This window comes from Oceanobacillus sp. FSL K6-3682 (assembly GCF_037976165.1).
GTDB lineage: Bacteria > Bacillota > Bacilli > Bacillales > Amphibacillaceae > Oceanobacillus > Oceanobacillus sojae.
Genome location: NZ_CP150263.1, coordinates 3836369 through 3850154 on the forward strand (window position 1 = coordinate 3836369; position 13786 = coordinate 3850154).

Annotated in this window: 14 protein-coding genes; all 14 read right to left on the minus strand. The window is 36.6% G+C overall.

What is annotated here, in order from left to right; all coding sequences use genetic code 11:
- Window positions 1–139 precede the first annotated feature (139 nt).
- The 14 genes from MHH51_RS18805 to MHH51_RS18870 all read right to left on the minus strand — a co-directional run bounded on the left by MHH51_RS18805 (window position 140) and on the right by MHH51_RS18870 (window position 13755).
- Window positions 140–1048: an NAD(P)-dependent oxidoreductase gene (locus MHH51_RS18805; RefSeq protein WP_147210106.1), complete on the minus strand. Its 909-nt coding sequence runs from the start codon at window positions 1046–1048 to the stop codon at window positions 140–142.
- 3 nt (window positions 1049–1051) lie between these two features.
- Window positions 1052–2437 (minus strand): dihydropyrimidinase, encoded by a 1386-nt coding sequence (gene hydA, locus MHH51_RS18810; protein WP_339282933.1) that lies wholly within the window; start codon window positions 2435–2437, stop codon window positions 1052–1054.
- Between the two features lie 15 nt (window positions 2438–2452).
- A complete protein-coding gene (locus MHH51_RS18815) occupies window positions 2453–3682 on the minus strand; it encodes a M20 family metallo-hydrolase (protein WP_339282934.1) in 1230 nt (409 codons plus the stop codon).
- A gap of 40 nt (window positions 3683–3722) precedes the next feature.
- A complete protein-coding gene (locus tag MHH51_RS18820; protein ID WP_339282935.1) occupies window positions 3723–5186 on the minus strand; it encodes a cytosine permease in 1464 nt (487 codons plus the stop codon).
- A gap of 50 nt (window positions 5187–5236) precedes the next feature.
- Window positions 5237–5995 carry an SDR family oxidoreductase gene (locus MHH51_RS18825; RefSeq protein ID WP_339282936.1) on the minus strand — a complete coding sequence of 253 codons (759 nt, stop codon included), beginning with the start codon at window positions 5993–5995 and terminating at the stop codon, window positions 5237–5239.
- Window positions 5996–6016: 21 nt separating this feature from the next.
- Window positions 6017–6385: a RidA family protein gene (locus MHH51_RS18830; protein WP_147210101.1), complete on the minus strand. Its 369-nt coding sequence runs from the start codon at window positions 6383–6385 to the stop codon at window positions 6017–6019.
- Between the two features lie 48 nt (window positions 6386–6433).
- Entirely contained in the window at window positions 6434–7093 is a 660-nt protein-coding gene (locus MHH51_RS18835; RefSeq protein WP_147210100.1) for a helix-turn-helix transcriptional regulator, read from the minus strand.
- 223 nt (window positions 7094–7316) lie between these two features.
- Complete coding sequence (locus MHH51_RS18840; RefSeq protein WP_339282938.1) at window positions 7317–8105, minus strand: SDR family oxidoreductase; 789 nt, start codon at window positions 8103–8105, stop codon at window positions 7317–7319.
- Window positions 8106–8306: 201 nt separating this feature from the next.
- Window positions 8307–9209, minus strand: coding sequence for a MurR/RpiR family transcriptional regulator (locus MHH51_RS18845; protein WP_339282939.1), 903 nt, complete (start codon window positions 9207–9209; stop codon window positions 8307–8309).
- 285 nt (window positions 9210–9494) lie between these two features.
- Window positions 9495–11069 (minus strand): beta-N-acetylhexosaminidase, encoded by a 1575-nt coding sequence (nagZ, locus tag MHH51_RS18850; RefSeq protein WP_339282940.1) that lies wholly within the window; start codon window positions 11067–11069, stop codon window positions 9495–9497.
- Between the two features lie 228 nt (window positions 11070–11297).
- Entirely contained in the window at window positions 11298–11618 is a 321-nt protein-coding gene (locus MHH51_RS18855) for a PTS lactose/cellobiose transporter subunit IIA (RefSeq protein WP_339282942.1), read from the minus strand.
- 9 nt (window positions 11619–11627) lie between these two features.
- Entirely contained in the window at window positions 11628–11936 is a 309-nt protein-coding gene (locus tag MHH51_RS18860; protein ID WP_077601696.1) for a PTS sugar transporter subunit IIB, read from the minus strand.
- 28 nt (window positions 11937–11964) lie between these two features.
- On the minus strand, window positions 11965–13041 hold the full coding sequence (locus tag MHH51_RS18865; RefSeq protein ID WP_339282945.1) for a MupG family TIM beta-alpha barrel fold protein: 1077 nt from the start codon (window positions 13039–13041) through the stop codon (window positions 11965–11967).
- 18 nt (window positions 13042–13059) lie between these two features.
- The gene (locus tag MHH51_RS18870) at window positions 13060–13755 is read right to left on the minus strand and encodes a PIG-L family deacetylase (RefSeq protein ID WP_339282947.1); all 696 of its coding nucleotides are present in this window, start codon (window positions 13753–13755) and stop codon (window positions 13060–13062) included.
- Window positions 13756–13786 lie beyond the last annotated feature (31 nt).

Here is a 13786-nt window from a genome sequence, read left to right on the forward strand (position 1 = left end):
TAAACGCTTAAGGACGAAACAATCACCAAATAACAGCGAAGCAAAATTACCCTATTCAAAAAGAAAAAGATCTTCCAATCGCTGCAGCGATATGGAAAATCTTTTCTTTAACTTATTTAGCTAATGTTTTAAATTCGATTCAGCTCTTCAAAAGATTATAATACTCTTTTATGCCATCACCAATTGAATATGAAGGGTTGAAATCCAGCACTTCATTTGCTTTTGAACAATCAAGTGGAGGAATTTCATCATAGCCAAAGTCACCTGGACCTATTTTAAATACTGTGCCGGGAAATAATTCTTTCATTATAGAAACTATTTCTTCTGTACTTGTTAAATTTCCTTTTCCAATATTTATTGTTAAACCATTTGCTTCTTTATTATTGATCGTTAACCAAATGGCATTTACTACATCCTTCACATAAATATACTCTATCTTTTGATCCTTCCCCTTATCTTCTATTACATTCTCACCTTTTAAAGCTTTTTCAAGAATATATTTTATTGGGTCGTGCGTTACCCTTCCAGCTCCAAAAACAAATGGGATCCTTAGAGATGTGATATTCATCCCGTATTTTTCATAATATACCTTCGCAAGATATTCTCCTGTTACTTTAGTTACACCGTAGATAGATGCTGGTGCTGGAATAGTTTCTTCATGGAGTTTTGCTGCTTTACTATCTCCATAGATTGCTGCTGAGCTTAAATATATAATTTTCTTTATTTGAAAAAGTCTTCCTGCTTCAAGCACATTTGAAGTTCCAAGTATATTAGTATTAATTATCTTATCTGGTGAGTTTTCAAATCCTTTTGGGTGTGATACTCCGCCACCATGAACAATAATATCTATTTTATATTTTTCTAACACAGCCGCTAAGCGTGAGAAATCATCTACATTTCCCTGTTCAAAACTAAAATAGGGAGACTTTATATTCTTGTTTTCCATCATATTTATATCATAGCCGACAACCTGTAAGTTCTGCTGTAATAAGAAATTTACTAAATAACGGCCAATTAATCCATTACTGCCTGTTACTAAAATATTCAACCTTTATAGTCTCCCTTCTTGAGACTGTTCCGTAAATTTATTTCGGTATAAAAATTTTCCAGACCCAGGTTCTCCAACGACCTTGTTATCTTTAACAATTACTTTGCCTCTCGATAAAACATAGTCAATACTCCCCTGTACTTCCATACCTTCATATACATTATATTCTGTACTCTGCTTCTGAGATGCTTTCGTAATAATACTGGATTTATTGGGATCGAGAATCACTACATCCCCATCACTGCCAACATTAAGACTACCCTTCTGAGGATATAACCCAAAAATCTTAGCTGGATTCTGACTTGTTATTTCAACAAGCTTTGACATGGAAATTTTCCCTTCACAAACGCCATATTTATAAAGTAATAACAGAGTGCTTTCTATACCAGGCAAACCGTTTGGTGCTTTTGTAAAGTTATTTATACCGTTCTCTTTTCCATTTACATATGGGTGTGATGCATGATCAGAACCAATTGTAGAAATAGAACCGGATTTAATATTATGCCACAAAGCTTCCTGATCCTTATTTGTTCTTAGTGGTGGAGAACAGATGTACTTAACTGCTTCTTTCTCTTCTTGTTTTAAATACTCCTCATTCAAAACTAAATATTGAGGACAGGTTTCGCCAAAAGCGTTCACACCTTTTTCTTTAGCTCTGACAAATTCTTTTAAAGCTTCCTCACAAGTTATATGAACAATATAGGCTGGTGCTCCCGTTATTTCAGCAATTCGTAAAGCTCTCGCTGTTGCTTCTGCTTCGGTGGCAGGTGGCCTGGTATAAGCATGATAAATCGGTTTAGTATTATTGCTGCTTAATGCCTCTTCTATAAGACAATCTATTACACTGCCATTTTCAGCATGGATATTGGTTACAACTCCTGCTTTTTTTGCTGCTTTCATTAATAAATATAATTCTTCATCGTTCACCATATTTTCTTTGTATGCCATAAATAATTTGATTGATGTAACACCTTCATCTGGCAATTTAGAAATCTGTTCAAGTACATCTTTATCGCATTTATTTATAATAGAGTGAAAGCCATAGTCTATTAAAGCATTTTGAGCCTTCTCCTTCCACTCTGTTAAATCTTCTAAAAAGGTTTGAGAATTATCTGGATCTGTATAATTTATTATCGTAGTTATTCCCCCGGCTGCAGCCGCTCTTGTTCCTGTTTCAAAGGCATCCAGAGTTCCTTTAATCCCAAGATGAGTATGGGGGTCAATTAAACCTGGCAGTACATATTTATTTGTTGCATCCAGAATAGTATCTTCATTGCTGCCAGTAATCTGATTGGATATCATGTTAATTTTTCCATTATCTATTTTTATGTCCGCTTGAAAGGTTTCGGAAGCTGTCACTATTATCCCGTTCTGTATAATTGTAGCCATCTTTTGCCTCCTAATTTATTTATTCATATAATGAATCGCAGTATTTGCTAACAGGTTCGTTCCTAACGTAATATCCTCTGCTTTTGCAAATTCTTTAGGATTATGACTTCCATTTTCAGATCTGATAAAAATCATACCCATGTCCGTAATTTCTGCCATTAATTGTGCATCATGGCCACCACCGCTTGGCATTTCAAACGTCTTCATATCAAGCTCCTGGCTTTCTTTCCGCATCGTCTCTAAAATATGTGGTGCTGATTTGGCAGGATTTGCTTTTAATTTACTGGTTATTGTGTATTGTAAATTCCTGCGTTCGCAGATTTCTTTAATTCTTTTTTCGAGCGTATCGAGAATAGCTTCTCTGCTTTCTAAATCGGTATCGCGAATGTCAATAACTGTAGAAACTCTGCCGGGAATAATATTTACCTGGCTTGGTTGAACATCCATTGTAGCTGCTGTCCCCACAGCATTCCCTCCAGATTTATTCACAATTTCTTCTACCGCCAAAGCTGTTTCACTGGCCCCTAATAAAGCATCGTAGCGTAAATCCATTGGCGTAGCACCAACATGGTTAGGTTCTCCTTCAAAAACTACCTCTGTTAATGACAAACCCGTAATAGCTGTTACAATGCCAACCGGAGCCTTCTCACGAATCAAAATTGGCCCTTGTTCCACATGCATTTCCAGATATAATTCAAACTCTGTATTCTTCCTTACTGCCTTATCAATATTATCTGCATCTAAACCAAAATCTTTTAATATTTTATATCTGGAATCACCATTACTATCCGTAACTTTAAGGTCTTCTTTTGTTAGCTTGCCTGCCATCGCTCTGCTTCCAAACACTCCACCGGATTGAAATCTTGAACCTTCCTCTTCGCAGAAAGCTATCACTTCCAGTGGACGCATATTAGAGATGCCTTCTTCTTTTAAATGCTGTGCTACTTCTATGCCAGCAATGACACCCACAGTACCGTCATACTTCCCTCCGTTTCCAACAGAATCAACATGTGAGCCTAATGCAACAGCCTTTAATCCAGGGACATCTCCTTCTTTTCTGCCAATTAAATTTCCAGCCTGGTCCAGTCTCACATTTAATCCTGCTTCTTCCATCCATTCGCTAATTAGCTCCAGACCTTCTCTATATTCTTTCGTTAAGGCTATTCTGGTGACTCCGCCTTCTTCGGTTTTTCCGATTTGGGCTAGTAATTCTATTCTTTGTTCTAATCTCTCTTTGCTTATCAAAGTACAAACCTCCATATACTGCATTTTATATATACATTGATTAAATTACATTACTGTTTGTATCTTTCTTTTGAGAATCTGTTATCGCTGTCCGTTTTGACCACATTAAAGCGAGATAAGTAACAGCAGCTACTCCTACACCAATAAACCAGTTATAATTATATAAATAACTAATAGATGGAACGATTAATCCGCTATATGCAGCTAAAGCACCTACTATAAAAGCTATTAAACCATTTCTATTCCACCCTCCATATATCCCGTCATGACGGAATAGGCTTGCAAGGTTATAGTTCATTTTACGAATAATAAAGAAATCTATTAACATAATCCCCAATACGGGAGCCATTGTTGCTCCGATTGCTCCCAAAACTACATCTAATGCTCCGCCTTCTTCATACCAAAGCCAAGGTGCAGAAATGGCGCCAATCGTTAAAGCTATTGCACCGGATTTACGGAAATTTAATTTTGATGGAGCCAGATTAGTTAAATCATATCCAACTGCCACCCCATTTGTTGCAACATTTACCGATAAAGTAGATACTAAAATAGAAAGTGCTCCAACAATCACTATGAAAGGGTTTTCAAATCCAGCTAAAACGTAAATTGGATTTGTTACAGGTTCATCAAATGCGTACATCGTTCCTGCTGTAGTCAATAGTGCCATGAGTGAAAATAAGATAAACATCGTGGGCATTCCCATTCCTTGCCCTACAATATGATCCTTTTGTGATCTGGAAAATCTGGTTAGATCAGAAATATTTAAGATAAGGGTTGCTACAGTACCTAGTAAAGCTGTCATCCCAAGAAAGAACGTAGGCCAGAAATCCTCACTGGAAATGGTTGAAGGTATGGAAACCAGATTACCTAATCCACCGGATACATTTGCAGCCCAAAATACTAAACCAACTGCAATAACCATGATTACCGGCCCTGCCCATGCTTCAAATTTTCTAACTCGTTCCATTCCATGTGTAATAACAATTGCATGTAATGAAAAAGTGATAACAAATGCAATAAATTCATTTAATCCAAGACCTAAAACATTGATGTTCCCTAAGCTATCCCACGCTGGAAAAGAAGATGCAAGAATTACATTAACAGCGATACTGCCAATGTACATATGCACTCCAAACCAGAATATCCCTAGACAAGCCCGAATAAATACTGGTATCTGGGCACCTTTTGTTCCAAAACTGGCACGGATTAATACGGGGAAAGGAACCCCATATTTTGAGCCTGAATAACTATTAAATGCAATTGCAATAAAAGCAACTAAATAAGCACTGGCAACACAAGCAAATGCCTGCCAAAAACTCATTCCTGCCACCATTAAATGAGCTGCAACCTCCCATGCAACAATATTGTGGACAATCCCCATCCAAATTGTAGCGTAAGCCCACCAGGTCCAATTCTTCTTTTCACCTGTTAATGGAGCAAGATCAGAGTTATACAAATTTTTATTGGGTTCTTTTCCTTCCACTAAAACTCTTTCTTCTTTCATGACAATCCCTCCATTATATAAATTGAACATTCTGAATTATCTTCTAAGCATTAGAGCATTACATCTCCACAATTCGGACCAAGCGTTTGGCCTGTATAAATATTTCCATCTGGTTCCGAAGCCAGAAAAACAGCAGTAGGAGCTACTTCTTCTACTTTTCCAAATCGAGGAATCACTAATTCTTTTTGCTTGTTTTCCTTCCATTCATCACTTACTTCATTCATCAGCTTTGTTTCAATCGGACCTGGAGCTATACAGTTTGCTGTAATTCCATATTTCCCGAGTTCCAGCGCTACAGACTTCGTAAAGCCGATAACCCCGGCTTTAGCAGCTGCATAATGGCTATGTTCTACACTTCCTTTTTGAGCAACCTGTGAAGATATATTAATAATTCTCCCAAATTTATTTTCTGTCATATAAGGAACAGCTGCTCTTGTTGTTAGAAAGATACTTGTTAAATTCACTTCTATCATACGGTTCCATGTTAGCGCATCCATTTCATGAATGGGTGTGGGTGTAGAAATTCCTGCGCTATTAACTAAAATATCAATTTTTCCATAGTTTTCTATTGTATTAGAAATTAGCGTTTGCACCATATCCTCTTTAGAAATATCTCCTTCTGTTATGATTACCCGGTCTCCATACTGGTTCATTTCTTTTTTAAACGCTTCTTTTTCCTCGATATTTCTAGCCAAGTAATTTATTGATACTTTCGCACCCTCTTGCAGAAATGATGTTGCTATCGTATAACCGATGCCTCCTCCAGGGCCAGCACCAGTTATAATAGCTACCTTATTTTTCAGTTTCAATTCTACCACTCCTTAAAGCTATTACAATTCAGCAATAGCATCGATTTCTAAAGGTATCCCTTTTAAATCACATCCAATTGTAGTTCTGGCTGGTAAGTTATCTGTGAAAAACTCTTGATAGACTTTGTCATAGATTTCAAAATCATCTAAGTTAGTTAAATATGTGTTCACTTTAACCACATCTTCCAACCTGCCGCCTGCTGCTTCTAATACATTCTTAACATTGGTAAGTGCTACTCTTGTCTGTTCTTCGATAGTCTCTGGAACCTTACCAGTTTTTATATCAACCGGTGCCTGTCCTGCAACATACACCGTATTATTTTTTTTAGTAGCTTGAGAAAAATGTCCACCTGGCTTTGGAGCCAGACTTGTATTAATAATTTCTTTCATGATAATCTCCCCTTTAATATATTTTGAAACAAATCATGTTATTTCCTTTTATATTCCTTGCGTACTACGCACTGTATCTAAATAGTTATAGAGTGTGTATTTGGAGATTCCATAGTATTCACAGATTTTATCCCCTGACTTCTGAATGAGAAAAGCCCCTTTTTCATCCAGATATTTTATCCCCTTCATCTTATCCTCTTTGCTCATATGTGCGACTGGCTTCCCTACATGATTTTGAGCTTCTTGAATTAAAAGGGCTAATACATCATTCACGTTATTCACAAATACTTCCTTTACATCTGTATTAATTTTATTCAGGTCTGTAAATTCCTTAATAGATGTTTCAGCCATCATCAAACTTGTGATATCAAAATTAATACATATACATCCGATAGGTTTTCCTTCACTATTTCGGATGTACATTGTAGTTGATCTCAACATTCTTCCGTCTTTTGTCTTTGTCAGGTAGTTATGTTTATCACCTTCCTGATCCGTTCCTCTCAAAACTTCCAATCCTAAATTCGTTCCTGTATCCCCCACTTTCCTGCCTGTAACATGGCCATTTTCAATCCGGACAATTAAACCGCTTCCATATTTCTCATGCTGCGTTAAATCAAGAAGCACAACTTCACAATCACTGCCAAACTGTTTAGCAATACCTTTTACGGTCGACGTCAAAAAATCAATTTCCTCGTTAATATGTTCCATTTTAAAGAGCTCCTATCTATGAATATTCACAATGTTATACTAATTAATTTTTTTTAGTTTGTCAACATTTTTTTTAGTTTGTTTTTTGAAGATTAGAATATAAAAAGAAGAGCAACAAATTCTCATAAAGAATCTATCACCCTTCTTTAACATCATTTTCTATTTCTTATTCAAATTATTCTACACTAAAATCGTACTATTTTATTTTTAGAACTTACCCAATCTAATAAGACTTAACAAACCCGCCATCAATCAACAGTGTCTGCCCAGTAATATACGTATTTCGATAAGATCCTAAAAAGACAGCAGCTTCTGCAAATTCTTCCGGTGTACCATATCGGCCGATTGGAATAGAAGCCTGAACATTATTTTGCCAATCCTTTAGTTCAACCTGTCTCTTCTCTGCATTTTTCTTATCAAGGCTTCGCAATCTATCCGTATCGATTTTGCCCGGCCCGACGATATTGATTAATATCTGGTCCTTTGCATAATCTTCTGCCAGCGATTTGCAAAGTGCTTGTACACCGCTTCTAAATATATTGGAAAGCAACAGCTCGCTGATTGGTTCTTTAATAGAACTCGAGGCAATATATATAATTCTCCCTTGTCCATTTTCCTTCATTAAAGGAATCGCTTCTTTTATTGCTCGTACAGAACTCATTAAAGTCAGCTCAAAAGCATCATACCAAGCTGCTTCATCACTGGTTTCAAAGTTAATAACCGGCGGTCCTCCTGCATTACTTACCAGTACATCAAGGACGCCAAAGTGTTCCTTCACAAAAGCAAATAAACGATTGATATCTTCCTTTTTCGAAACATCTGTAACGAATGGAATTACTTCACGGCCTGTCTGAGTTGAAATTTCATCTGCTGTTTTCTTCAGGGTCTCTTCATTTCTGCCAGTAATGATGACAGATGCCCCTCCTTCTGAATACTTCTTCGCAATTTCTCTGCCAATGCCTTTGCTTGAAGCTAAAACTAATACCTTTTTGTTTTTTAATTTCAAATCCATTGTTTATCGCTCCTCTCTTTGTTATTCATAATATATCATAGCGGGGTTCGTAAGGAGGAGGTGCTGTCTTTTTCCGAGGAGAACTAATGACTGTAGACATTGTTTCCATCTAGAAATCTTTTTCCAAATAAAAAACAGCCACTCTTTTAAAGACGCTGCAGAAGACATAACTTCTATGAGCATATCAATGAGTCTTCTATGTCATGAATCAGGCTCCTCTTTCTTTTTACCTAAACCAGTTTTATTCATGTTTAACTTCCAATTCTCAATTGCATCCTTTGTTACCGCCAAATGTTTAACTGATGTCTCATACTCCAGCGATGCTACACACATAAATAAAATATCAATCACCTGGAGTTGGGACATTCTGGATGACATAGCACCACTCCTAAATGTTGGTTCTCCAGTCGCGGACGTATATAAATTAATACTCGCCTGCTCTGTAACAGGCCATTTCCCGTACCTTGTTAAACTAATTGTACCTGCACCATTTTCACGGGCAATCTCTAGGATATTCGCAACTTCTTCTGTTTCGCCGGAAAAAGATATACCAACAACTACATCGTTTTTTTCTGCATTTGCAACAAGGGTTGCGGCCATGTGCATATCTTCAAAAGCATATGCATTTTTATTAATCCTTAAAAACTTCTGTTCAGCGTCATGTGCAATAATACTTGATGCGCCTACCCCAATAAAGTGTATTCTGCGTGCTTTTTTTAAAAGATGGACCGCCTGATCAAGTTCATCAATACTTAGTAATTCCGCTGTTTCCCGAATCGTTTGAATACTATTATTTGTCATTTTCTCGATAATAGACATCGTGCCCTCATTCGGTTTAATATCCTGAATTCCTGCTTGAGTTGTTTTTTGCAGGTCGCCTGCCACTCTTATTTTTAACTCATGAAACCCTTTTAAATTTAATGATTTGCATAATCGAATGACAGCTGCTCCACTTGTTGCGCTTCTTTTTCCAAGATCGTTCGCAGTTAGTGAAATGATTTCTTGCGGATTCTCTAAGATATATGTTGCTATTTTCTTTCCAGATGGTGATAGCCCGGAAAACATTTCGTTAATTCTCATTAAACCACCTGTCATATAAGCCATCCTATCAACTCCTTTCTTATATAGTCTTCTATTTTCAAATGCTATTTATTTTCGATTTTTCTTTTCAGGTCCATAATATAAAATCACTCACCATATCAAAAGAATAATTCATATCCTGCAATCCAGCAATTCCGGGAGAGCTTAACAACAGCCTTTGGTCAAATCAAGAAACCTTTTTAGCTATTACTAAACGTATACAGGTCAATAGTTAAATTTTTTCTGATATCAATTAAATCTCTCTTAATATATTTCTTCTAAACTTTAAACTTTTCTTAGTAACTGAGATTACTGATTCTGAATTGTAATTGGTAGTTTCCCATTCACTTCTTTCTTTCCAAAGATCGCACCTGCAGCTGTCTCCAATGCACAAGGAGTAAATTCATACGTATTAAGATAAGCAGGCACTTTTGGGAAATACCTTAAAACATAAGGATTTTTCATCGCCACAACCACTACATAGGCGCCAATTTCTATTAGTTTTTTTATAAGCATTAATTGGCTACTTTCTACCGCCACGGATAAAGTGCCTATAATAATAGAATCATATTTTTTTACTTTCTTAACCATCTCATTGATTTCATCGATTGATATCTTGTTATTCAATTGTTCTACATCAGCAAATGGTTGGTACCGTAGAACTGCTTCTCCTAAATTAAATTCCATATTTCTTCGATCCTCTACCCGCACCATTTCATCGTTTTCGGGATAAAGAACTAGAACCTTATCGTTTATATCTAATGGGAGTAAACCATCATTCTTAACAATGGTTGTACTATTCCGGTAAACTTCTGCGGCAAGCTCCTTATGTTCATTACCACCTACAATTGGGGGGACTTTTACGTCATCAAGCTGTATGTTATCCCAATCAAGATACTTTTCTTTTAAGCTTTGTATTCTTCTATTGGCATCTGTTATATAATTCATATCAATCTCGCCAGAATCTATTGCGTTTATAATCTCCTTTACTGCACCTTTTTGACGTTCAAAAGTATGTGATATCATGACGAAATCAACTCCTGCCTTCACAGCAGCAACGGCTCCTTTTTCAGTCCCAATTGTTTGAGAGATAGCGTCCATCTCCATACAATCAGTTGTTATTACTCCGTTATAACGGAGTTTTTCCCTTAGTAAACCTGTAACAACTTTTCTAGATAACGTTGCAGGCAAATCTGCTTTTGATTCGATTGCAGGGAAATAGATATGTGCTGTCATAATTGTATCAGCACCTGCTGCAATACACTCTTTAAATGGCTTCAATTCTACTTTTTCCAATCTTTGAAGATCATGGGATATTACAGGTAAATCAAGATGGGAATCAACATCCGTATCACCATGTCCCGGAAAATGTTTCAAGGTAGTTATTAGCCCAGCCTCTTGCATTCCTCTTATTGTCTCTCTTCCAAATTGTGCCACCTTTTCAGCTGACTCACCAAATGAGCGGACACCTATCACTGGATTTTTAGGATTATTGTTTATATCTAAAACAGGAGCCAGATTCCAATTTATCCCTAATCCAAGTAATTCTTTCCCTGTCGCAAAGCCAATTTCATATGCATTACTAATGTTATCCGTAGCGCCCAGAGCCATTGCCCCAGGAAATATTGTCGTCCCTTCATCCAAACGGCGCACAATCCCATTTTCCTGATCCACGCATATCAATAGCGGGTATTTATAACCAGCTTTTTTAGCTTCTTTTTGCAAGTTCGTTGTCAAATTTAATACTTCAGCAGAGGTACCAATATTACGAGTGAATAAAATAATACCTCCTACATAATAGGTATTAATTAATTCTTTCACCTCAGGAGTAATCTGCTTTCCTTCAAATCCAACTATTAATAATTGACCAGCTGCTTTATTCAAGCCGGAAACACCTCTTTCATCACGGATTTTATAATCATGTTTCTATAAATGTAAAATTATTATCGTTTCATAATAAGAAAAGCTGTGAGCCTTAGAGAAGGAACACAACTTTTCTTATTAATTCAAAGTACTTTCACTAATACAAAAGGTCTAAAGCGCATGATTTGAGGTAAGATTTGAAGATAGAATATTTTGGTTTTTCAAATCTTTACTTTAACATGACTGCCCTTATTTATTATTTGCATGCATCTTTGTATACATGAAAAACATTTCCTTTGACAAATGCCTAATCGTTTCCGTACTCATCAATTGGTCTTCAGCATGCATGAATAATAGAGAAAACGGAACTTCTTCTCCTTGGGCTTCTTTTTGAATGAGTTGTCCATGAATTTTATGCGCTTCAATAAAAAAATGATTTGCTTCATCCATTTTTGACTCACCTTCTGCAAAGTTCCCTTCTCTTGCTTCCTGTAATCCTTCAATAATGAGTGATCTTGCAGTCCCTGCATTACTAATGATTTGCATATATAATAATTCCATTTCTTCCATTCTTTTGCCTCATTTCTTATTGACAAGCTTTTCCGCAAATTCTATTACTGCCGTTCCATCGTTCATCCCGTAGGCTACCGTATCAATAACATCTACAGGAATATTTTGTGGTTGAGCAATCTTTTCAGCGTCTTTTCTCCAAAACCTCATTTGTGGTCCAATTAAAACGACATCAGCATTTGAAATATGTTTTGCTGCTTCTGCTTCAGGAACAGCCCATATTTTATAATCTTTCCCCTGTTCCTCAGCTGCTTTTTCCATTTTAGTGACTAATAAACTCGTTGACATGCCTGCACTACAAACTAATAAAATATTCACGTTAACCTTCATCTCCTTTTTTATATTATTACTGCATTACTTTTTGTAATAAAATTTGACTGCCTCCATCGATAAAATCAAGCAATGGAATATCTTGCGGAATAACTTCACCGATTACATTCACTTTGTCGTCTTGATTCAGATCTGTTAATGTAATTTGGATTTCCCCTGCATATCGGCCATAGTTATTATTATCAATTGTAATGGATCCCTTTTTACGGTCTGTTGTATGAGCCGGGTTTAAATTTTCATTATAATGGAGATCAATACGAGATTTCCCAAAACGGACCAGGTCCCTTGCTGGGTCCCGACGATTAATCTGAACATTTTCTAAATACGTATGAAAAACGGCAAATTCCGGCCTGATTTCCCCCCTATACCTAATTGGGATAATACCATCTGCAAGTAAAGAAAATTTTTCTAGTGTTTCATCCGTTAAGGATGGATCTCCAATATAAACTTCATCGACAAGCCCATTTTTCTTTAAATCCAAACAGGCATGGACCGGTGACATGTCCCGATGTTCTTCTAATGTTGGCAAGCCTTGATATAATGGCTTTCTTTTTATTTCATCACCTGCAACAAAGGCAGATATTCCTATTTGGTATTTTTTCAATAATATGTTTTTTTCGATAAAATATTCTCTTGCTAATCCTGTTTCAGGCCGAGGATAAAAGTTATGTGCTGCCTCTGTATTATCCACGTTTAGCCCTTTATTAATTAATTTTGCCAGAATCTCATCTGTTAATGTACTTGCATTTAAAGAGATTTTCATTTTTTTAGATAGTTGAACAATCTCTTCCAAACTTAAACCATAATCAACCCGGAGGCCTGTAATCCCCCATTTCAGTAATTGATCCACATTATTTATATCCATGTCCAGATATTTAAAAGATTTGGGGGAGATGTCAGCAAATAAATCCATTTGGTGTTTTTTTGCTTCACTGCCCAGATGAAAAAGTAATGCTTTATAAGACTTTGTATCATCTTCCGGAATATGAAGTGATGTAAAAATGGAGGAAAACCCATTTCGGGCTGCTTTTTCAATCCATTTTTGATTAAATTCTTCGTTTTCCTTTGACAGATAAACGGAAATGCCAATCATTGTAATCCTCCTACCTTATTAATGTAAATAGTCTTGTTTCCTTGTCGCGAGCATAAACGCCTTAGAAGCAAGATTTCTATTACCAACTTCTATTGCTCTCATAGTTGCCATGGTTCGGTAATAATCTTGATATGGAACGTTCGCCTCATTTGTTCTAAACAATTCATAATGTGAAACTGCTTCAAACCATTGATCAAATGTGTCTTTAATATCTACATAAATTTGTGGAAGAAATCCATTCAAATCTTCACAGTTCTCTCCAAAGTATACATGCTCCACATGGTGAGGTTCTTGCTCTGTTTTGACATTCGGGTTTTCCGCCATTTTCACAGCTGTCAGGACCATATCATGTGTCAGGACATGACGCGGGTGAAGGCTCCCTCTCCAATGAGTAACGATAATATCTGGTTTTTCTTCTCTAAACAATTTACAAAGGTCCATTTCCATCTCTTCTTGGGGAGGTAATTGACCGGCTACGTAGCCAGTCCAAATTGATTTTGCTCCCATCGCTTCAGCAACTTTAGGCATCTCCTCTTCCAATTGTCTTCCATATTCCTCTGGTGTTTTATTCTTATTTCCTCTTTCCCCTCTTGTAATATGCACGAACGAAGCCTGATGACCTTCTTTCGTATACTTAATGGAGACTGGGCCCGCCATTAATTCAGCGTCCAAGGCATGTGCTCCGATTGCCATAATATGATGTTGTTTCTTCAATTTAAATCCTCCTAGTCAATATTATTTTTAG

What these genes read in the sequence shown, in the direction of transcription:
- MHH51_RS18830 (WP_147210101.1), bottom strand. Translation starts at nt 6,385, where the DNA reads ATGAAAGAAATTATTAATACAAGTCTGGCTCCAAAGCCAGGTGGACAT.
- MHH51_RS18840 (WP_339282938.1), bottom strand. Translation starts at nt 8,105, where the DNA reads ATGGATTTGAAATTAAAAAACAAAAAGGTATTAGTTTTAGCTTCAAGC.
- MHH51_RS18855 (WP_339282942.1), bottom strand. Translation starts at nt 11,618, where the DNA reads ATGGAAGAAATGGAATTATTATATATGCAAATCATTAGTAATGCAGGG.
- hydA (WP_339282933.1), bottom strand. Translation starts at nt 2,437, where the DNA reads ATGGCTACAATTATACAGAACGGGATAATAGTGACAGCTTCCGAAACC.
- MHH51_RS18820 (WP_339282935.1), bottom strand. Translation starts at nt 5,186, where the DNA reads ATGAAAGAAGAAAGAGTTTTAGTGGAAGGAAAAGAACCCAATAAAAAT.
- MHH51_RS18835 (WP_147210100.1), bottom strand. Translation starts at nt 7,093, where the DNA reads ATGGAACATATTAACGAGGAAATTGATTTTTTGACGTCGACCGTAAAA.
- MHH51_RS18865 (WP_339282945.1), bottom strand. Translation starts at nt 13,041, where the DNA reads ATGATTGGCATTTCCGTTTATCTGTCAAAGGAAAACGAAGAATTTAAT.
- MHH51_RS18845 (WP_339282939.1), bottom strand. Translation starts at nt 9,209, where the DNA reads ATGGCTTATATGACAGGTGGTTTAATGAGAATTAACGAAATGTTTTCC.